Source organism: Blastopirellula sp. SH421 (genome assembly GCF_057808535.1).
Genome location: NZ_CM173712.1, coordinates 103683 through 121605 on the forward strand (window position 1 = coordinate 103683; position 17923 = coordinate 121605).

18 protein-coding genes are annotated in these 17923 nt (G+C 57.4%); 4 read left to right on the forward strand and 14 right to left on the reverse strand.

The features are described 5' to 3' along the window. Positions 1 to 36: 36 nt before the first annotated feature. Together SH421x_RS00430 and SH421x_RS00435 are read right to left on the reverse strand one after the other, a co-directional pair. Positions 37 to 1347: a sulfatase family protein gene (locus tag SH421x_RS00430; protein ID WP_488853321.1), complete on the reverse strand. Its 1311-nt coding sequence runs from the start codon at positions 1345 to 1347 to the stop codon at positions 37 to 39. Between the two features lie 275 nt (positions 1348 to 1622). Then, positions 1623 to 1820: a hypothetical protein gene (locus SH421x_RS00435; protein ID WP_488853322.1), complete on the reverse strand. Its 198-nt coding sequence runs from the start codon at positions 1818 to 1820 to the stop codon at positions 1623 to 1625. A gap of 227 nt (positions 1821 to 2047) precedes the next feature. On the opposite strand from SH421x_RS00435, the gene SH421x_RS00440 reads away from it, so the two are divergent. From SH421x_RS00440 to SH421x_RS00450, 3 genes are all read left to right on the forward strand, one after another. After that, on the forward strand, positions 2048 to 3355 hold the full coding sequence (locus SH421x_RS00440; protein WP_488853323.1) for an outer membrane protein assembly factor BamB family protein: 1308 nt from the start codon (positions 2048 to 2050) through the stop codon (positions 3353 to 3355). 29 nt (positions 3356 to 3384) lie between these two features. Further along, positions 3385 to 3738, forward strand: coding sequence for an STAS domain-containing protein (locus SH421x_RS00445; RefSeq protein ID WP_488853324.1), 354 nt, complete (start codon positions 3385 to 3387; stop codon positions 3736 to 3738). Between the two features lie 327 nt (positions 3739 to 4065). Further along, positions 4066 to 5313 carry an aminotransferase class V-fold PLP-dependent enzyme gene (locus SH421x_RS00450; protein WP_488853325.1) on the forward strand — a complete coding sequence of 416 codons (1248 nt, stop codon included), beginning with the start codon at positions 4066 to 4068 and terminating at the stop codon, positions 5311 to 5313. Between the two features lie 3 nt (positions 5314 to 5316). Here the strand turns inward: SH421x_RS00450 and SH421x_RS00455 are convergent, their stop codons facing one another. Then, a complete protein-coding gene (locus SH421x_RS00455) occupies positions 5317 to 5646 on the reverse strand; it encodes a TfoX/Sxy family protein (RefSeq protein WP_488853326.1) in 330 nt (109 codons plus the stop codon). A gap of 260 nt (positions 5647 to 5906) precedes the next feature. After that, positions 5907 to 6404: a DinB family protein gene (locus SH421x_RS00460; RefSeq protein ID WP_488853327.1), complete on the reverse strand. Its 498-nt coding sequence runs from the start codon at positions 6402 to 6404 to the stop codon at positions 5907 to 5909. A 188-nt stretch (positions 6405 to 6592) separates the two neighbouring features. Here SH421x_RS00460 and SH421x_RS00465 point away from each other — a divergent pair, with 188 nt between their 5' ends. Continuing rightward, a complete protein-coding gene (locus SH421x_RS00465; RefSeq protein WP_488853328.1) occupies positions 6593 to 7162 on the forward strand; it encodes an SRPBCC family protein in 570 nt (189 codons plus the stop codon). Between the two features lie 58 nt (positions 7163 to 7220). Here SH421x_RS00465 and SH421x_RS00470 read toward each other — a convergent pair whose 3' ends face one another. The 10 genes from SH421x_RS00470 to SH421x_RS00515 form a co-directional block, all read right to left on the reverse strand. Next, positions 7221 to 8579: a GNAT family N-acetyltransferase gene (locus SH421x_RS00470; protein ID WP_488853329.1), complete on the reverse strand. Its 1359-nt coding sequence runs from the start codon at positions 8577 to 8579 to the stop codon at positions 7221 to 7223. Between the two features lie 60 nt (positions 8580 to 8639). Beyond that, positions 8640 to 10232, reverse strand: coding sequence for a hypothetical protein (locus SH421x_RS00475; protein WP_488853330.1), 1593 nt, complete (start codon positions 10230 to 10232; stop codon positions 8640 to 8642). 33 nt (positions 10233 to 10265) lie between these two features. Next, positions 10266 to 11003 carry a glycosyltransferase family 2 protein gene (locus tag SH421x_RS00480; protein WP_488853331.1) on the reverse strand — a complete coding sequence of 246 codons (738 nt, stop codon included), beginning with the start codon at positions 11001 to 11003 and terminating at the stop codon, positions 10266 to 10268. 446 nt (positions 11004 to 11449) lie between these two features. Next, the gene (locus tag SH421x_RS00485; protein ID WP_488853332.1) at positions 11450 to 11692 is read right to left on the reverse strand and encodes a hypothetical protein; all 243 of its coding nucleotides are present in this window, start codon (positions 11690 to 11692) and stop codon (positions 11450 to 11452) included. A gap of 62 nt (positions 11693 to 11754) precedes the next feature. Then, positions 11755 to 12567 carry a Nif3-like dinuclear metal center hexameric protein gene (locus SH421x_RS00490; protein WP_488853333.1) on the reverse strand — a complete coding sequence of 271 codons (813 nt, stop codon included), beginning with the start codon at positions 12565 to 12567 and terminating at the stop codon, positions 11755 to 11757. Between the two features lie 65 nt (positions 12568 to 12632). Beyond that, entirely contained in the window at positions 12633 to 13670 is a 1038-nt protein-coding gene (locus SH421x_RS00495) for a hypothetical protein (protein WP_488853334.1), read from the reverse strand. A gap of 89 nt (positions 13671 to 13759) precedes the next feature. Then, complete coding sequence (locus tag SH421x_RS00500; RefSeq protein ID WP_488853335.1) at positions 13760 to 14620, reverse strand: hypothetical protein; 861 nt, start codon at positions 14618 to 14620, stop codon at positions 13760 to 13762. A gap of 19 nt (positions 14621 to 14639) precedes the next feature. Beyond that, positions 14640 to 15470 carry a YceI family protein gene (locus tag SH421x_RS00505; protein WP_488853336.1) on the reverse strand — a complete coding sequence of 277 codons (831 nt, stop codon included), beginning with the start codon at positions 15468 to 15470 and terminating at the stop codon, positions 14640 to 14642. 188 nt (positions 15471 to 15658) lie between these two features. Next, entirely contained in the window at positions 15659 to 16030 is a 372-nt protein-coding gene (locus SH421x_RS00510) for a response regulator (RefSeq protein ID WP_488853337.1), read from the reverse strand. A gap of 119 nt (positions 16031 to 16149) precedes the next feature. After that, on the reverse strand, positions 16150 to 17880 hold the full coding sequence (locus SH421x_RS00515; RefSeq protein WP_488853338.1) for an outer membrane protein assembly factor BamB family protein: 1731 nt from the start codon (positions 17878 to 17880) through the stop codon (positions 16150 to 16152). Positions 17881 to 17923 lie beyond the last annotated feature (43 nt).

The window sequence follows — 17923 nt, forward strand, 5'->3', positions numbered from 1 at the left end:
GGTTTGTTGAGGGAGATTGATTGGCGCTGTTATTGACTAGGGCGTCTTCCCAAACGTCTCCGCTGTTTTCAGCGCCGCTTTCAACTGGTCATGCGCTGCGCTGGCTGCGGGGCTCGACTTTGGCGAGATCGGTTTGGCTGGCTTCAGACCGTAGGAGACAACCGGCCGCAGCTTGCCTTGATTCGTCATGATGTAGTGCTCGTTGCGGACGTGGCGCTGGTTTTCTTTTTGGACGTGAATCCAACTGCGTGGCTGACCTGCGACGCCGCGCAATTGCGGCGCGAAACTGACGCCGTTGATCGGTTGCGGTGACGATTTTGCGCCGGCCAGTTCGACCAGCGTCGGCAGCAGGTCGGAGAGATCGACTAGGTTTTCGTTGACGGCGCCAGCCTTCACGACGCCGGGCCAGCGGACGATCATGGGGACGCGCGTTCCGGTGTCGGTCATGTGACTCTTTCCGCCGGGAATCCGCCGCTCGACCATGCCATCCGACCAAGAGGTCACCAGCCGCTGATCGGTGCCGTTGTCGGCGACGAAGATCATGATTGTGTTGTCGGCAAGCCCCAGCCGATCGAGCGTCGCGGAGACTTGTCCGACTTGTTTGTCGAGATAGCTGACCATGTCGGCCATGTACTTGGGATTGCCGTTGTCGCTGGCGGCGTGCAGTGGCGCTTCGCTGTCAGGCGTTGGCTCCCACGGCCAATGCGGCAACAAACATGCATAATAAATGAAGAAGGGCTCTTGCTGGTGACGTTCGATAAAGTCAGTTACGAAGGCCAGATTTTCATCGGGACCGTACTTCCCTGGTTTTGCGATGACTTCGCCGTTCTGACGCATCGTGGGGCCGGCGTAGCGCGAAGTCTTTTCGCCGTTGTGAAAAATCTGCCAGGCTTGGTACTCATCAAAGCCATGAGCTCGAATCGTGTCGCGCTGTTCCAGAAACGACAGTTGCCATTTGCCGGCCATCGCCGTGGCGTAGCCTGCGTCTTTCAGCAGACGCGCAACACTTGTTTCACGGGCTGGATCGAGAAACTCTTGATGCTTGTCGGGCAGGTAGATAACGCGAGGAATTCCGTTGTGCAGCGGGTAGCGTCCGGTCAACAGTTGGGCTCGCGATGGAGAGCAATAGGGATCCGCAAAGCAATGCGTGAATCGCATCCCGCTGTCGGCCAGGCGATCAATATTGGGCGTCTGGTACGATTGTCCGCCATAGGAGCTGACGCACTCTATCCCCAGATCATCGGCCAGAAAGAGCACAATATTTGGGCGCTCAGCCGCAACTGCGACAACGGAGAACAAGCAAGAGAAGACAAGGGTGACGGCGCCGAACGAAGCTCGATGCGGCATGGCAGACTCCAGCGAAATCTAACGTGCAGGGGAGAGGGTTAGATGTCATGGTAATCGATTGACGCTAGATGTGCGCAAAGGGGTGACGCCTTTGCTCGGCGTAGGGTCCGCGGTGCGTACACGGTGCGGACCAGGGAATCCCAAGAAAACTTGCCAGTATTCAAGCAAAATTCTGGACGCCAGGCAGCCAAGATATAGGAAGCCGGGGCTCCGTGTGGGCGCTCAAGCTTGTTACGGACGCAATCTGTCTGGGAGACGTTGCGATCGGGCAGAGCTTATTTTTCGCCGAGCGCCGCTTTGATGATTTCTTCGATGTCGAAATCACCCAGGTCGATGGAGTCCATGATCGAATCGATCATAACTCCTTCGTCTTTGCGGTGGAGTTCGGCCAAAATTAGTAGGATCTCTTCATCGCTATGGCCACGGTTGCGAAGAAATTCGGTCAGTTCCGGATAATTATCCAGTTCGCTCATCGTGCGTATCGCTGGTTTGCGGTGTGGGGACAATTTCCGATCCCACCGCTGCGCGATCGGTCGGACCTCGCACAAGCATAGGACATTTACTGCGGGTCGAACAATCGGGATCGCCCGATTCTACCTGGGACGAATCGGATTTACTCGATTTTGCCGCCTGCAGGTGATAAGTTAATAACGAGAGCCCTGCCATAACGTTACCTGCCGTTTGTTGGAGATGCCCCAAGATGAACTATCGACCATACGGGTTGGCCTGCCTGCTGATTTTTGCAGCGATGACCGATTTTGCCGTTGGCGACGATTGGCCCAATTGGCGCGGTCCCCAAGGGGATGGAGTGAGCCTGGAGACCGGCGTGCCGTTCACTTGGAGCAGTACCGAAAACATCCGCTGGAAAGTGGAGCTGCCCGGCTGGGGCGGTTCGACTCCGGTCATTCAGGACGCTGGTTTAATTATTACTTCACAAGACGAAGACGGCCGACTTTTTTTACAGCTGTTTGACAAAAACTACGGAAGTCCGCTGCAAAAGTTAGAAGTTGGCTCCGGCGATGTTCCGCGCGAAGCGCCAAAGCGTTTGAAACAAAAGTTTCACACGCTGCACAATCTCGCTTCGCCATCGCCTGCGGTTCAGCAAAAAACGATCGCGGCCCACTTTGGCAACGGGCTGTTGGTCGTTTATGACTTTGCCGGAAACGAAAAATGGCGTCGTGATTTGCAGGCAGAATACGGCGCCTACACCATTTGGTGGGGGCACGCCAATAGTCCGGTAATCGTCGACGGCAAAGTGATTTCGGTCTGCATGCAAGATTCGCTGGCCGATCTTGATCAAAAACCGGTCGAAAGCTATCTGGTCGCGCACGATCTGCAGACCGGCGACTTGGTTTGGAAAACTGAGCGCATGACAGGCGCTCCGGCCGAACAAGCCGACGCCTACACCACGCCGCTGGTTCGCAAGCGGAATGGTCGGACCGAACTGATTGTCATGGGCGGAAATCAGCTGGACGCCTACGACGCCGAGACCGGCAAGCAAATCTGGTTTCTGCCCGGGCTGGAAGGGGGCCGGACCGTGACCGGTCCGACGATGGATGATCAGCGGATCTACTGTACCCGGGGGATGCGGGGACCAACGTTGGCAATCGATTTGAGCGAGGTCACCACGGGCCAAGTGCCCGATACGGCGATTGTCTGGGAAGAGTCGCAATCGACTCCCGATTCGCCGAGTCCGGTTGTTGTAAGCGACTTGTTGTTTACGGTGACCGATGACGGGATCGCCGTTTGTCGCGATGCGGCGACCGGCGAATTAGTCTGGAAAGAACGGTTAGGGGGCAAATTTAAGGCCTCTCCCGTGACGGCCGAAAATCGAGTCTACTTTTTGAATACCGATGGACTTTGCAGCGTGGTGGCGGTCAGTCGCGAATTCCAGAAGTTGGCTGAAAACAAGCTCGACGACGAGACGATTGCATCGCCGGCGATTTCGGACGGCTGCATCTACATCCGCGGCCGCAAACATTTGTATTGCATCGGCAAATCGCCATAAGGGACATCCGCGTGAACGAAAGCACTTTGATGTTGTCCTCTCGCATCGGGGACTTGGTAAAGGTAACGCTGCTGCCGGAAGAGCTGCGAACTCCGGAAGACTGCTACGACCTGCGCAACGAAATGATCGCCGCCTCAGACGGTTGTCACGCGGTGCTGATCAACTTTGAAAACGTCACCTTTATGAGCAGCGTTGGTCTGCTGTCGTTTTTGGGGCTGCGCCGCGCCGTGGCCGAGCGTGATGTCCGAATCATCTTTTACAATCTGTCCGACAATTTGAACGCGATGCTGTCGCTGTGCCGGTTGATTTCGGACGCGCCCCACGCGAAGGCGCCCTTTGAAACGGCCGCGGACGAAGCAGCTGCGGTCGCCAAAGCTGGTTAGTCGCCCAGTTGTAGGGTCCGCTGTGGGACCATCGCAGCTGAAAAGGAGCCAGTAGCACACGGCGGTTTTGCAGACTAAGCGGCATCGCAACTTTTCCAAAATATGCTTCCCTCATGGATGTCATTCCTCCGCGCGCAAGACGCTACTTTCGCAGGAGCGAAAGGCGACCATGGAATCGCCATTTGAAGTGCGCTGTGACCTGTGCCGGAGTTGTCCTTTCGCGCCTTGGGTATTAAAATCATAAAGTAATGCGAAAAGTCCGCGGTCCACTTCTCAAAGAGGGCCGATCGCCAAAGTGAGGCGAATTCCCAAAGGTTAGAAAACATCATGACGGTTGCCACCCAGCAGACCGACAAACTAGATCTCGACGCGATTCGGGCCGATTTTCCGATCCTTCACCAAACCGTGCACGGCAAGCCGCTGGTTTATCTGGATAACGCCGCTTCGTCTCAGAAGCCGCGTCAGGTGATTGATGCGCTGCGCGAAGTCGACGAGCGGTATTACGCCAACGTCCATCGCGGCGGCCACCAACTGAGCAACGAGTCGACATCGATGTACGAAGAATCGCGGGCCGCAGCCCAGCGATTTCTGGGGGCAAGCTCTAGCAAAGAGGTGATCTTCACCTACGGGACGACTTCGGCGATCAACACGGTCGCTCACGCGTGGGGGGGCGCCAATCTGAATCCCGGCGATGAGATCCTTGTGACCGAGATGGAGCATCACTCCAATCTTGTCCCTTGGCAGCAAGTCGCTCAGCGGACCGGCGCCAAAATCAAAGCGTTGCCGATCACTGATGATGGTTTGTTGGCGATGGACCAACTGCCGAACATGCTGAGCGAGCGGACCAAAATCGTCGCCGTCTCGGCCGCATCCAACGTATTGGGAACCATCAATCCGGTGACCGAGATTGTGCGCCAAGCGCATGCCGTTGGCGCCGTGGTGTTGGTTGACGCCGCCCAGGCGGCGCCTCACAAACCGATTGACGTAGTTGCGTGGGATGCCGATTTTGTGGCGCTGAGCGCGCACAAAATGGTGGGGCCTTCGGGGCTAGGGATCTTGTACGGCAAGCAACAGCTGCTGGAAGCGATGCCTCCCTTTTTGGGTGGCGGCAGCATGATCGATACCGTGACGATTGACGGTTTTACGCCGGCGATGTTGCCGGCCAAGTTTGAAGCTGGTACGCCGCCGATCACTGCGGCGATCGCCTTGAAAGCGGCGATCGAATATCTCGAGAACATCGGACTCGACAAGGTCCTCGCGCACGAGCAAATGCTGGCCGAGTACGCGCATCAGCTGCTGGCCGACGTGCCGAGCTTGCGAATCTTGGGCCCAGCGCCGCAGCACAAAGCGGGGATTGTCAGCTTTACGGTGGACGGCATTAGTCCCAACGACATCGGCATGATGATCGACACCGCAGGCGTCGCGATTCGATCTGGTCACCACTGCGCCATGCCGCTGCATGCTCGGTATGGGATTGCGTCGAGCGCTCGGGCCAGCTTTTACCTGTACAACACGCGCGAAGAGGTCGAGGTCTTTGTGGCGGCGGTGCGTAAAGCGCTGGCGATCTTGTCGTAGATGCTATTTCGCGGGGAGCGTTTTCACAAAGTCGAACGCCTGATCGGTCCACGTTTTGACCGCGGCGAACTGCACCAGGCCTGCTTCTTCGACCACAATCCAGCCGCGCATCGGGCGGCCGGTAAAGTCAAACTCGCGGACATGCTCGATGGCGAGCGCTGCTTCATAGGCGTCGGGACCAATGCGGACGATCAGCGAATCACGCGATACGCCCACGCACATGTTGCCGCGTAGCAAAAATGCGAGCCCGCCGAACATCTTCTTTTCGGTCACACCCCGTCTGCGCTGCAGCAAGCCGCGAACGCGGGCAGCAAGTTGTTCGTCGTACGGCATCGAAGGTATTCAACCAAGGGTTTTTGAAGTTGCGCTATTATTTGACAGGCGTGAACGAAATAGAACACGGTAAGAAAGAAAAGATCGATGCGCGTTGATCGATACTATTTTAAATAGGATCAAAAATTTTGCGTGATCTGAGTGCTTATCTATCCCCCTGCTTCTTTCTTACGGCGTATTCTGTCTCACCTGCCGCGGCATCCGTGTTCCTATTCTTCCCGCCCTGACAAATAGCACACCAGCAAAACCAAGGATCGAGGTTAGCGAAAGACCGGTTTACGACCAAGCGCCTTGCGGATGTCGCAAAGTTGCCCGCGATGATTCCACCAATGGCAGATCACGACCGAGATGCCTGCGCCACGGCTGGAGAAGGTCGCTTCTAGCCCCTCTGGCGGCGCGGCGCACGGCAGATCGAGATCGTCATCACTTTGCGTCGCCAGCCAGGTGAGCGTCTGATCGCGGGCAGCGCGAAACTTTACGGCGATCTCATCCCACGTCGGATACAGGTCGGCGTCTTCTTCAGGTTGGCTACCGGGCCCCAGAACCGGCATCCAGTCGGCGAACTCGTTGGCTTCACCCAGCACAAATTGCCGCACGAGCAGCCCTTCGCAAAAGGTGAGATGCCCATAGATCCAGAGCGCATGATTGCCGCCGGGCATCGCCGCAGCCAGCGGAGTTTCGCACAGATCAGCAAAAATCGGCATGGTCCAAGATTCAGTCAGCTCCAGGTTTTGGCGAAGCAGCTCGACAGCGCGCATGACAATCGTTTCAGCAGAGGATCTATCAAAATCGACGCCAACGGCAACGGTTGGCAGTTACCGTATCTTCGCATAAGCGGCGACTTGAAAAAAGTTGGTCCGCCGCTTGGATTTTGGCGCTCAGCGAGCGACAATCGCCTTGGCGGCGTCTCTCCTTGTTCAAGTTAAGTTCACCAACATTAGCCTTTATGAAACTTGTCCTGCGCAGTTTGATCGCATTGGCGGTTTTGATCGCGATTCCGTTTTTCATCGCGCTGTTCATGCCGCGTGACTTTACGGTCACGCGCCAGGTCCTGATTCAGCGTCCCCAAGCCGAAGTGTTTGACTACATCAAGCTGCTGAAGAACCAGGAGAAGTTTAGCGTTTGGGCACAACTGCCAGGCGAGCGCGAGGTGACGTTTCGTGGCGAAGATGGAACCGTGGGCGCGGTGATTGCTTGGAAGAGCGACGATCCCAACATCGGCGTGGGAGAGCAGGAAATCACCGGGATCAAACCAGGCGAACGGATTGACTATTTGATTCGCTTTACCAAGCCGTTTGAGTCGAGCGATGCGGCCACGATGCAAACCGACTTTGTGAACGAAAACGAGACCCAGGTGACATCGATTTACCTGGGCACGATGAACTATCCCAGCAACCTCTTTTGCAGCTTTGTGCAAGAGATGATCGGCGATCAAATGCAGATCAGTCTCGACAACCTGAAACGCATTCAAGAGACGCCGGCCCAAGAAGGCCCTGCGGAGCCTGCCGCTCTTTGAGACTGCGTTTGTCAGGACTGAACTTGCGGACGCAGATCGGCAATCGCGGCCAGACCTACTAAATGGCCGTTACGTCTTCTAGCGGTGGGAACCAAAGGGGCGGCATTTTTAGAGCAGCTGCGGCGGCGTCGGTCGCCATTTTGGTGGATGCGAAAATGTCGCCGCGGTCGAGTGCTTGGGGGACGTTCAAGTCGCCACATAACAGACGAACCAGATCATTTTGCGACAAGCGGATAAAGCTGCGTCCCAGCTTGCCGTCGCTGAGCGAACCGCTCCGCTGGTTAAAGTGCAGCGAGTGCTTTTCTCCTTCGATGTGCAAGCCCAGATCGCACGGCAAGGGATGCCCTGCTTTGACCAGGTTAGCGCGAAAGCGTTCGGCATGTTCGGCCAAGGATTGCAGCGGATGACGCCAGCGAACCATCAGGGTAGAGTTAGAAACGGGACGTTGCGGTGGTGCGGCGCTGCGAACCGCACGATGCAGCGGATCGGCGGCCGGAGCATGGTAGTAGATCACGCGTTGATCGCGTTCCAGCGCATCGCCGCAAATCCGACGCAGCAGTTCGGTCGCAACATCCTCGCGGCCAGGGGCGGTGATGATCTCCAGCACTTGGCTGTTGCCGGTCATCGCATAACCGACGATTCGTGTGTCATCATCCAAGGCCAGTTTGTTGCCGCCGTCAATCGCGACATACAACTGTTGAAAGCCGCGACGATCCAGCAACCAGCGCCATTGCTCTTGGGTGCGAACCGCGGCGCCGAGCAAGTCTTCAAACCGCCGCTGGTACAGCGAGGTGAGCCCCGCGAACTCGACTTGGCGATAAAGTCGGATCGATAACTGCGACGGTTCGCTCGCTTCGTGATCCCAGTTGCGCACCGGGCGAGGAGCTTGCAAGTTGGCCAAGATTTGCGCGGGATCCCCATGACTGCGAGTCTGCGACGAGAGGGCCGTCCAGCCGCGGCGCGCCAAATATTCAGGCGCATCCGTGCGGTAAACCGCGCATTCGGCGCCGCAGCGCTGCAGCTCAAAGTCGACTTCGGCCAACAGTTGTGCGGCGATGCCGTTTCCGCGAAACTCCGGCGCGGTCGCCAGTTCGTCCACGTGCAAGGTGGTTGCGATTCGATCGGCCAGCCGCGTCTTGCGACGGATGACCCGCACATGACCGACGATCTGCGCGGCTGCCTGAGAATGAGAATCGGCGCGACAGACGATCCGTTGGCCAGGATCATAGCCGGGGCGTTCTTGCTCGATGTGGAATTCGTTCTCGCTGGGACGAAGCAGCGCTCGCTGCATCATCTCGAAGATAGGAAACGAATCTCCCTGGGTCGCTCGGCCGACGACAAGTTGGGACGCTTTGGAGGTGCGACCACTAGACGATTGAATCGACTTACTGAGAGGCGAGGTTTGGACCGCGCACATGGGCTGGACTCCCTTCTAGCAACGGACAATTCCCTTTGTTCAGCTGAGCTTTCTCTTAACTTAAGGGGCGACGGCGCTTAGGTCCAGTAGCAAAGTTCGCAAACTTTTTTCGGGGAAGAGACAAAACGGGTACTCACGCGACAAAGCGATCGCATCATTGCGCGCTTCGTGCTTGCTGTGTGTCAGCTGTTGTTGAAGCTGTTTGCGTTGCGAGGCGACCGCCGGTTGAAGCGCCAAGTTGATGCGATCCAGGGCGCGATGACGCTCCGCCTGTTGGCTGGGTTGATCGTTGGCCAACCACTGCTGCTTTTGCTGAACCAGCTGGGCGACGTCGGCTGGTAGGTTGTCAGATAGGAGATGACGGTCCGGATTGAACCGCAAGTCACGCATTAAGCGCGCGATCTGCGCCGACTGCGCTGCGGCGGTTCGCCTGCGAGCAATCGGCAAGTGAACGGTCGCCGTCGCGGCGACGATCGGCGGCGGCGTAATCCCCAAGCCGCGCGCGATGATCAGATCGGTCACTTGATCGTATTTAGCGCCTCCGATTCCATGGATAAACAGATCAGCCAGCACCAGCCGGGCATACATCGTCGTCAACAAGGCGCGCGGCCGCAAACAGACTTCCAGCGGCAGCGCTCGCACTGCCGAAATTGCTTTGTCGATGTCACGAGGAATTTCCAAATCAAAGCCGGTGCGATCGGATAGCCGCAATCCAGCTTCTGACTTAGCGACGAACAAACCGCGCCGCCGCGGCTCGGCTTTCGTCCAAATCCAGAGCGGCGTCTCGGTCCAAGCTCCCTCTTGCTTCAGGTGAGGCGCCGGATGATTGGCGCTGCGAATCTTGTGGAGTTGGCGGTACTGGTCGATTGCGCTGTTGTAGACCGCGCGGAAGGAGGGCGCGTCACTCCACCAATGGAGGGCAAATCGCAAAAAAGTCTCGGTGCGATAAACCTGACTTAGCGGAACTTCCAAGGTTTGCAGCCCCCAATCTGCTTCCAATTGGTGCCGCGCCTGGGCGAAACAGCGGCCGAGGTTGTCGGTCGACTGGGCCGCCGCCAGCACGCGCGGCCAAAACGTTTCGATCAGCGGGTCAGGGATCAGCGGCCGAATCGCCTGGGCCGCCTGATCGCCAAATGGACGAAATAGCGCCGGGTCAAGGATCGTTCGCTCTTCCCAAGCGATCGGCGGAGATGAGTCATCAAAGGGGACGCGGTGGTGGTTCCACGTTCCGCTGTCGTCGACTTGCGGGACGGCAATCGCGGGACTGGTGATCGTATCATTGTCAACGATCAGGTTAATCGGCGTCGCGCCGGCAGCGCGGCCAACTGAATCAAGCAAAAAGTTTTTAAACCACACGCCGGGATGAAACAGCCCCGGTTGATGGCCGGCCATGATGATCGGCGCATCGTCGCCTGGCAAGTCGAACGGCGGTCGATAGGCGAAGGTGTATTGGGTCGCCAATTGGATGAGTTCGCGGCGCGCGAGTTGCGAAAGTTGGGCCAGCGCAACGCCGCCGATTTCGATCGCTGGAAGAGGCAATCTAGCGCGCTGCTGGAGCAAGCTGACCGCTGCGTTGGCGGGCGGTTCGATCAATGCCGAACCATGACTTCGCGGAGCACGAAGCGGACGATACTCAAGTTCCACGGACGTCATCCGGTAGGCCCCCTGGGTTGTAGCCAAGGCGCGTTAGCCGCCCAGAGAGATCGCGGCGCCATCCACTTCCATCTCGCCGCGGGCCATCGTCCGGTCGAGCACCAAGTGATAGTAGTTGAGCCGAGTTGTGCCATCGTCCAGTGCGCCGCCGAACGAACGTTTCTCGTCCAGGTAGACCAAAGGAACAGGAAGTTCGATCACGCTGAGCCCTGCGCGAGCCGCTTCGACCCACAGTTCGAGCGGCATCGCGTAGCCGAACTCCGTGATTGGCAATTGGCTCATGGCTGCGACGCGATACGCTTTAAAACCGCAAAACGCGTCGGTCAGCTGATAACCCAGCCGCTGATTGATTTCGGCGGTGATCAACTGATTGATCCAGCGGCGCTGGGCTGGCGGTTCGCTGTCGCCTGGGTATTGCTTCAGATAGCGGCTGCCGGAGACGATATCGACATTGTGACAAGCGGCGACAAACCGGGGAATCCGCTGCGGCTCGTGCTGGCCATCGCAGTCAATGGTGACGACGATCTCATAATCCTCGGCGGCGGCATACTCAAACGCCGACTTGAGCGCGGCGCCGTAGCCCCGATTTTTGGGATGAGTCACCACTTGAATGTCGTTACGCTCGGCCAGCAGTTTGGCTGTACCGTCCGAGGAGCCATCGTCCACGACCAGCACGTCGCGGCTATAACGCTTCACTTCGTCCAAGACCGAGTGGACGGTTCCGCGTTCGTTAAACACCGGCAACGCGATCAATGCACGAGGTGACTTCATAGTTGGTTCCATCAGCAGCCAAAGACCGAGAATCAAACAACCCATGCTACGCTGCCGCCTGGTCAGAAGCAACGCTTCGCGCCATAGCGGCTGGCCGTAACATCTTACCTATCCGTGAGATACCGCACGCCGGCGCCCACTAAACAGTTCGATGCCGCAAGCGGCTGGGGGTTGCAAACCGGGTGGCAAGAATGTGGAAAACCCCGAAGAAGTTGGGGTGCAGGGATGTTTGGATCCCACACAAAATGCGAAAGAACGGTTCATTCAGGGAGACGGAGTTCCGAGGAACTCATCTGGTCCTGAAGACGCGCGAAGTTCGAGAGATTTCAAGGCTTTTTCCAGTGATTTCGCCCAGTTCTGAGCGCCAAGGCAAGATCGCTGCGAAAGGTAATCAAACTGTGATTGAATGTCGCTTTCGCAACTGGGCTGAATAATGACCTGCAGGCTCATTCCGGAGTTTCCGGGAGATCATTCTTCTGCCGAAACTCGTCAAAGAACTCAGAAATTGGGCGACCCAGCCCCGCGTCTGCTTCGCTTAATCCCTGTCGGAGCGCCGTATGGATTTCAGCTTGACGCTGCGAGTCATACCAACGTAGCAGCAACTCATCGAGTGAGTTCGAGTCAGGCTTGGAATGCAGGTTTTGATACGCAAACGCGTAAAAACTTTCGAGTTGCTCAAGTGTCGTCATGGTCGATAAACCCCGTGGTGAGTCTCCTCGATTTTAGCACATCGAGGGTCAAATGCGAAAATTCATATCAACCAAGTAATTGGATCCGACTCCTGCTCACTCGCCCAACATTTCAAACCCGGGAACTGCGTGGTCAGTTGGGCGGCTAGCGTCTCGACGGCGAATCTTTCGCTGGCGTAGTGCCCGACCAAGACCAGCGCGACTCCTTGCGCTTTGGCTTCCAGCGACGTGTGAAAATTGGTTTCACCCAGCAGCAGACAGTCACAGCCTTGGGCGATCGCGGTCCCCAGAAACTCGCCGGCCGCGCCACAAGCGACCGCGGCTTGCGTGATCGGTTGATCCGCGCTGCCAACCACTTGCACGTAATCAATCTGCAAAAACTCGCGGACGACGGCGGTGAATTGAGCCAGCGTCTGCGGAGCGGCCAATTTGCCGAAGCGACCGCTCCCTTGCGGCGCAAGGGCTGGATTGTCGGCCGGTTTGAGCGGCGCAAGATCGGTCAGTCCCAGTCCTACCGCCAGTTGTTGGTTGATGCCGCCGGCTGCCGAATCAAACCCCGTGTGCGGGCTATAGACCGCGATGCCGGCTGCGATCAGCTGCAACAACATGCGTCCGACGGTGTCATCGGCGGTGATCCGTTTCAAAGGGCGAAACGGCAGCGGGTGATGCGCCACGATCAACTGAACGCCGCCAGCAATCGCCTCTTCGACCACTTCCGGCGTAATCGTCAAGCAGGTCAACAACTTGTCGACCGGCTCCATGCGATTCCCGACTAACAGACCAACGTTGTCCCACGATTCGGCCAGCGCAAGCGGAGCGAACTGATCCAGGAAGCGACACAGATGATCGATGGTGTGAGGAGTGGACTGGTTCATACGGCAATCAAGTGAGAGCAGGCGAAAGAATTGTTTCGCCGTATGGTAACACGAATCGAGCAACGCTACTTCCCAAGCGGCGTGACCCACAAAAATGCGTGTCCCGCTTCGTCGACTTTGATCTCTAGCGTTAACTTCGCTTGAAACAAGATCGTATCAAGCAGCTTTTTATAGAACGTGCGGCGAGCTGGGTGCTTTACTTTGGTGGTGGCCAAATCAATCCGTTTGGCAGCTGCGCCGTTGTAATCCCACAGCAGCGGCAATTTGACCCGTGCGGCGATCGCTTCGGTCGCTTGTTGGACCGGGATATCGGCGATTTCAACTTCTAGATATTGAAACATGCCGGGGGCAACCTGACCGGGATTGCCATCAGGCGCCCAACCGACAGGCCACGGTTTTTTGGCGGCTGCTGCGTCGATTAGATGCAACTCGACTTCGCCCCCCAATTCGCGGCGCGGAACCATCGCCAGCCCAAGCGGGCGAAGCATCGCGGCGACCGCCGTGCCGCAGCTAACGTCTGTTAACTCGTCCAGGACTTTGCCTTGTTTCATGCGGGCCACGACATCCGGCGTGGCGCGAAACTCGACGCTCAAACGTTGATTGACCTTTTGCAGCGCGTCAAACGCAGTGACGCCTTGGGTTGTCGCGCCGACCGGCGGCGCGAGTTTCTCATAGAGTGCGACAAACTCTTTCGACGTGAGCCCGAACACGCTCTCTTGCCGCTCAAGCTCTTGTTTGCCGCCGGCCCGAACTTTCGCAATCCAGTTGCGCATTCCGGCAATGTCTCTCATCCCGAATCGCCCGCCGGGGGTGATCAAGACATCGCCCGGCGTCAGCAGCGCCTTGATGTGATAATTGCCAGAGCCCTTGTCGATCAGGTCGGTCGCGTCGCCGCTGTCTCCCGAGCGAATTCGCACATCATCAAAACCGGCCGATTGCAGCGATTGGGTCCATTGATGCATCGAAGTGCCAGAGACTCCTTTTTCGGCGGCGACTTCAAGCGTAACGCGACCGGCGATCGCCAGCGACGAGGAGCCAAGCAAAACCAAGGTTGTCAGTAAAATGCGAATCATCGGCATATCCAGCAGAAAGTGCGAAGCCATCTGCCGAATTGTAGCACGCGGGGAGCCTAGGTCCGATGATTTTGTGCGGCGAGTCAGCTGCCTGGCGCGAGGCGCCAAGCTAATGGAGCTTAGTGCTCGCTGAGTGAATCGCGTTCTACCCAGATCGCGATTCCCACCGCGACCAGACAAGCTAGCGCCGGTAAGAGAAGTCGCAGCACCACGCCGCTAAAACCTGGCCGCTCGGCGAGCGATTTGGATTGGCCGACCCACAGTAAGACCGGCGCAAGCGGGGGAAGCGCGTAGCAGATCAGCGGGACATCGCTAAACGATTGCACTTTGGCGACCAGCAAATACCCGGCCGAGAGCATGCTGACCGGCAGCGCGGCGCCCAGCAGCGCTGGTTTCTCTTTGGAGAAAAAAGAGCTGAGCGTGACGCCTAACATCGCGGCAAAGCCGATCCCCGTGATCTGCATGAATTTGGCGTTGCCAGAGAGAAATATGACGACCATGCTGGTCGCCAAGCTGATCGTCACAATCGCCGGCAACAGGGGACCATTCATCCTGCGCGAGAGTAAATCAAGCGGCACGACGATCGCCAACAAATAGAGCGGCCAGACGATCAGATGGATGGTGCGAGATGGTTCGAGGTCAGCATACGTTGGCACCACAAACCACGCCGCGATCCAAATCGCCGCGGCGTAAATCAAAATCCGTTCGACCAGCGAAATATCTTTCGTCGTCGCCACAGGACCCAATAGCGCAGCCAGAAAGATCGCGTGCGGCGTCCAGTGCCAATGCGAAGTCGCTTGCCAAGGCGCTAGTTTCAATAGCGCATAACCGACGGCGAAGCCGCCGGCAATCGCTAGCGACGCAGGCCAGCGCTCGCGCGACTCGACAGAGAGAAATCGCTGAGCAATCCAAAAAATCGCGGCTGCGACTAGGGCCGGAACCGCGAATCCAGAGAGAGCTTCTTGAGGAGTAATCGGCATGGACTACTTTCGCTCTGATTTACTTGGCAGTGACTTCGATCGTCATCGCAACTTCTTTTTCGACCTTACCATCCGCACCATAGGTCATGCCAAAGTTGGTGCGATCGATCTTGAACTCGGCTTTCAGCTTGCCATCGGCCACCGTCGCCGGGAAGGTGATCGACTTGGTTTGGCCCAACAGCGTTAGGTCGCCGGTGATCGTGAATTTGCCTGGGTCGGTACCTTCGATGTTGGTTGACTTGAAGGTCGCGACCGGAAACTCACGCACATTGAAGAAGTCAGGGCTCTTCAAGTGATCGGTCAGTTTCTCGATCTCGGTGGAAAGCGATCCGGTTTTAATCTCGACGCTCAGATCGCGGGGCATCCCTTCGGCAAACGTCGCTGTACCGGTCAGTTCGCCAAACTTGCCGGTACGCGGATCAGGCTTGTCGCCGCTGTGCGTGCCGACAAATTGAATCAGCGTGTTTTTGGCGTTCAGTTTCACGTCGCCGTCCAGGGTCGCCGCTTTTTCGGTGTCGGCCGCAGGCGTCTCAGCCGGCGCTTCCGCAGCTGGCTTTTCAGCCGGCATCGCGGCTTTGGGGGCTTCTGCTTCGGTTGGCGCTACGACCGGGGTTTCTTCCACAGCCGGCGTTTCTGCGGGAGCATCCAGCGGCATTTCTGGTTTGGCTGTTTCCACCATCGGTGTTTCAGCGACTGGTGTTTCAGCAACTGGGGTTACGGCCGGCTTTTCGACGACAATGGTTTCGACAACTTCCGTTTCTTCAACCGGCGTTTCGGCAATCGGCGTCGCAGGTTGGCAGCCGATGAGGCCGGCGGCGGATAACATCAGAATTGAGTGCAAGCGTGGCATCGTGTGGGTTTCCTGGGAGGAAAGTATCAAATCGGGCGAGTCATTTCATTACTCGTTAAGCCCGCAATCAGTGAAAGAGGGAACGGCCGACCCAGCGCGACGACCGCGCAGTGCGCCTCGAAGGGCCGACCGAGCGTTCATCTTACGCCAGTTTTGTCGCCGATTCTACGCAACTCTGGCGTTATCGGTTAATCCAAGTAAGCTTTTAACCGGTCAAGCGTTTCGCTTTTGCCGAGCGAAAGCTTGCCGAAACCATGCACGGCGCCGGCGGAGATCGCCGTTTGCTGATGATCTTCGTAGTTGGTGATCAGCATTGTCGGCGTGCTAGAAACGGCTGGATCGGCTTTGATTTGCTTGATGACTTCCAGTCCGTCGCTGTAGTCGCAGTCGAGCTTTCGATTGACCAGCACCAGGGCGATCTCTTCGCGATGCAGGATTTCGAGCGCGTCTTTGGCGGCATCCGCCTGCAGCACAGTCGCACCAAATTGCCGTTGGAGCAGGGATTGGATCGCGTGGAAATCTGGGCCGCAGTTGCCGACGTCAAGCACTTTTTTGGACATAGCATTCAAGCCGCAATCGGCTGGCGAGAGAATCAGGGAAACAAAAAAAGCGAGAAGGAACATTGCCTTCTCGCTCTCTTGGATGAAGCCGAGCAGTAATTGGTTACCGCCGCAGCAAGCTATTCTTTTTCAGCAGAGATCGCAAACAAGTGCGTCTTGTTGGCGATGTACAACACGCCGTTGGCGACAATCGGGGTCGAATAGACCGAGTTGCCCATGTTGATCTCGTTGATCGGCTCAGCATCTTCAGGATCGGCCGACAGCTTAAAGATGCAAACGTCCCCATCTTCGTCACCGATGTAGACGTGGCCATCGACAATCAACGGCGATCCCCACGCAGCGGCCAACATGTCATACGTCCAGTGACGCTTGCCGGTTTGAGCATCCAGACAGTGCAGCAATCCGCTGAAGTCCGAGATGTACAGGATGTCGTCTTTGATCGCGACGGTGCCGATGCTGCGGTGCATCGTTTCTTCAAAGCTAATGCGACCATCGCCATCTTCGTCGCCGCCGCCGTAGTGCCAGATCACGGCGCTGTTGGGATTGTCGACCGCAACTTCGCCATCTTCCGGAATCACTGCTTGAATGCGGCGATGCGCTAGCGGCACGCGCGAGCTTCCTTCAACCTTCATCGCCAACTGGGGGCTGACGTCGCCCCGCTTGGTCGGATCGATGCACCAGAGGTGGCCTTCGCCTTCGCCGTGTTCCGGGTCTTGGCCGACGGCGACATAGACCTTGCCGTCATACACCACCGGAGTGGCGATGATGTTGTTGCGGGTTCCGCGTCCGCCGATCACCCACTTCGATTCTTTGGGGTTCCCGTCAAACTTCCACAGCAGTTCCGGCTTGCCGTCTTTGCCTTTGTCGGCTTTGAAGGAGTAAACCCAACCGTTGCCGCCAGCGAACAGCACTTGCGGCACTCCGCCGAGTTCGGCGATTGTCGGGCTCGACCATTGGCCGTGCAGGATGTTATCGGCCGGCGAACGATCGGTCCAAAGGACTTCGCCGGTGTTTTTGTCCATCGCGATAAAGCTGGGAGCTTGCGGCGAAGGAAGCACGATGTGCGACTCGTCGACGCCGTTCGACGTGTTGACGAACAGGATGTCTCCCAAAGCGGCGATCGAGCAAGAGCACATGTTATGCTGCGAAACGCCCAGCTCGGTCATCATGTTGGTGACCCAGAGAACGTCCGCTTCGTTTTTCTCGGTGAATTCTTCTTCTTTGTAGGGGCCGTCGTTTTCGTCGTCGTAAAAACCTTCGACGTCCAAGCAGCGAACTTCGCCGCGGCTGGTCACAAACCACAGACGGTTTCCTTCGACATACGGAGCACAGCAAATCCCCTGTAGCGGCCAGTCATGGACGCGACCGGTCGACAGCTTTTCGCTCGAATGTTGCCAGAGGAATTCGCCGGTCTTTTCGTCGTAGCAAACCAGCACGCCGAGATCGACATCCGAAGGATACCGCGGCAGCAAACCGCTGCTGTTGTTGGTGCCGACAAACACTTTGCCGGAAGCGACGACCGGGTTACCGTACGACTGGCTGCCGAGTTTGGCGACCCATTTGATATTTTCGGCTTTGGAGGCGTCCCATTCGCCGGTTTTACGATCAAAGCGGCCGATGTCCCATTCGGTGGGAATGTTGTTGGCGACCGGCACATTGTTGCGCAGTGAGTTGCCGCCCCACATCGGCCAATCTTTGGTGGGTTCCATCTTTTCTGACGACTTCGGCTGCGCGTTCACGGTGACAGGCTCAGCGTCAGCGCGGTTTTCTGGCAACAGCGTCGCGATGATCGCGCCGGCCAGCGCCGCGATCAACATGGCGATCGTTGACAAGAAAGGCTTGTTTTGCATATCAGCTCCGAAAACTACAAGGTAGGCGTTTTGATTGGGGGAG

Bases quoted from the DNA above. Each gene is read 5' to 3' on its own strand.
- SH421x_RS00440 (WP_488853323.1), top strand. From the start codon at position 2,048: ATGAACTATCGACCATACGGGTTGGCCTGCCTGCTGATTTTTGCAGCG.
- SH421x_RS00470 (WP_488853329.1), bottom strand. From the start codon at position 8,579: ATGTGCGCGGTCCAAACCTCGCCTCTCAGTAAGTCGATTCAATCGTCT.
- SH421x_RS00480 (WP_488853331.1), bottom strand. From the start codon at position 11,003: ATGAAGTCACCTCGTGCATTGATCGCGTTGCCGGTGTTTAACGAACGC.
- SH421x_RS00460 (WP_488853327.1), bottom strand. From the start codon at position 6,404: ATGCGCGCTGTCGAGCTGCTTCGCCAAAACCTGGAGCTGACTGAATCT.
- SH421x_RS00505 (WP_488853336.1), bottom strand. From the start codon at position 15,470: ATGCCACGCTTGCACTCAATTCTGATGTTATCCGCCGCCGGCCTCATC.
- SH421x_RS00490 (WP_488853333.1), bottom strand. From the start codon at position 12,567: ATGAACCAGTCCACTCCTCACACCATCGATCATCTGTGTCGCTTCCTG.
- SH421x_RS00445 (WP_488853324.1), top strand. From the start codon at position 3,385: ATGTTGTCCTCTCGCATCGGGGACTTGGTAAAGGTAACGCTGCTGCCG.
- SH421x_RS00450 (WP_488853325.1), top strand. From the start codon at position 4,066: ATGACGGTTGCCACCCAGCAGACCGACAAACTAGATCTCGACGCGATT.
- SH421x_RS00475 (WP_488853330.1), bottom strand. From the start codon at position 10,232: ATGACGTCCGTGGAACTTGAGTATCGTCCGCTTCGTGCTCCGCGAAGT.
- SH421x_RS00515 (WP_488853338.1), bottom strand. From the start codon at position 17,880: ATGCAAAACAAGCCTTTCTTGTCAACGATCGCCATGTTGATCGCGGCG.
- SH421x_RS00435 (WP_488853322.1), bottom strand. From the start codon at position 1,820: ATGAGCGAACTGGATAATTATCCGGAACTGACCGAATTTCTTCGCAAC.
- SH421x_RS00485 (WP_488853332.1), bottom strand. From the start codon at position 11,692: ATGACGACACTTGAGCAACTCGAAAGTTTTTACGCGTTTGCGTATCAA.
- SH421x_RS00455 (WP_488853326.1), bottom strand. From the start codon at position 5,646: ATGCCGTACGACGAACAACTTGCTGCCCGCGTTCGCGGCTTGCTGCAG.
- SH421x_RS00510 (WP_488853337.1), bottom strand. From the start codon at position 16,030: ATGTCCAAAAAAGTGCTTGACGTCGGCAACTGCGGCCCAGATTTCCAC.
- SH421x_RS00430 (WP_488853321.1), bottom strand. From the start codon at position 1,347: ATGCCGCATCGAGCTTCGTTCGGCGCCGTCACCCTTGTCTTCTCTTGC.
- SH421x_RS00495 (WP_488853334.1), bottom strand. From the start codon at position 13,670: ATGGCTTCGCACTTTCTGCTGGATATGCCGATGATTCGCATTTTACTG.
- SH421x_RS00500 (WP_488853335.1), bottom strand. From the start codon at position 14,620: ATGCCGATTACTCCTCAAGAAGCTCTCTCTGGATTCGCGGTTCCGGCC.
- SH421x_RS00465 (WP_488853328.1), top strand. From the start codon at position 6,593: ATGAAACTTGTCCTGCGCAGTTTGATCGCATTGGCGGTTTTGATCGCG.